The 1,234-nt window shown below is 48.4% G+C and carries 2 protein-coding genes; both read right to left on the reverse strand.

Features of this window, described 5'->3' with window-relative positions:
* Nucleotides 1-354: helix-turn-helix domain-containing protein (locus SSCH_RS06965; protein ID WP_044664842.1), on the reverse strand; the 354-nt coding region annotated here is incomplete at its 3' end.
* Nucleotides 355-460: 106 nt separating this feature from the next.
* The gene (locus SSCH_RS06970) at nt 461-1,060 is read right to left on the reverse strand and encodes a DUF6431 domain-containing protein (RefSeq protein ID WP_269746128.1); all 600 of its coding nucleotides are present in this window, start codon (nt 1,058-1,060) and stop codon (nt 461-463) included.
* Between the last annotated feature and the right edge of the window lie 174 nt (nt 1,061-1,234).

A 1,234-nucleotide genomic window follows, 5' to 3' on the forward strand; every position in this document is an offset into this window, starting at 1 on the left:
TACCCTGCTCATAATAAAAAGATAATCCTGCTCCACACTTGCGCTCCGGACGCTCTTTGCGAGATCGATTGCTGCCTGCAGAACCGAAAGGGGGATGCTTGTTCTGTTGGTTGCAGGACGCGGCTTTGGTTTCAGGCCGTCCCAACCTGCTCTTCTGTAGTTTGCTATGTAGCGCTCCAGGGTACGGGTACTGACAGTTGTTCTATGGCTGCCGGGGATTGTGTATGTACGGGATGCAATCTCCTCCAGTAAGTGCTTTAACTCACCTGGCAGCATGGGGCTCTGGCGGCTGACGATCGGTGCAATCAGCCCATAGCGAAAGGCCGCTATCTGTTCTTGCATTTCGAAATCCATCTTTTCTCCGCTCCTTTGTTTTTTAAGAAGATGTTGGTGAAGCTTCCAGCATCATTCTCTTCGAAGCGGTGCCGTCAATCCATAGACAGCTTGTGTGGGGCTTTTTTTATCCTGGTGCCAGTGCCATTGATTTTTGCTGTCTGTAGAGCCAGTTAAACAACTTATCATCTCCAAACTCTGCCTTTACCTGGTCCCATATCTTAAAAAGCCAGCCCCACTCTGTACGGGGCTTCATTTTTCCTACTGGCAGTTGGATGTGGGGCAGAACACGCAGGATCTGTGTCCAAAAGATGTTACCTGAATCCCTTAAAAGCCTGTTCCACCTGGTGGTCCAGCGCCAAAGGCTTTTTTCACTGTAGGGTCCCCCTGCTGCTGTTAGTTCTCCGGCTACCTGTGTCAGGGATTGGCCTTTTGTCTGCTTGCGCATCACCTCTTCTTGCACTTCCCAGGCAGTTTGCTCTTTTTCCCCGATGAAGGGAGGGAGCAGACCTGTTGTTTTACCACATATGGGACACTTGAAACGAAATATCGGTATGGAATATGCTTCTTCGAGGGTGAATACCATGCGTTTGTAATGCCCGTGCCGGTGTAGCTTCCGCATAGCTTTACAGGATGGGCATTCCACTGGTCGTAGGTTTTCCGGACAACCGTCTGCAAATAATTCAAGATAAGACTGGACAGTTAAAGGAGTTTCGAGTAAGATCATTTCAGTGTTTTTTAGGGAAGGGGGACTTGGCGGGCGTTGGCCATAGGGGTTCCCCTTCTCGCTATTTATCCTTCCGTGATGATTGTCATGTCAATAAATAATCCATATGTCAATCAGTATGCATCATTTACGTCAATAAAAAGCAAGAAAAAATCCTCTACCCATCAAAACCGC

The organism is Syntrophaceticus schinkii (assembly GCF_000946815.1).
In the GTDB taxonomy this organism is placed as follows: Bacteria; Bacillota; DSM-12270; order Thermacetogeniales; family Thermacetogeniaceae; genus Syntrophaceticus; species Syntrophaceticus schinkii.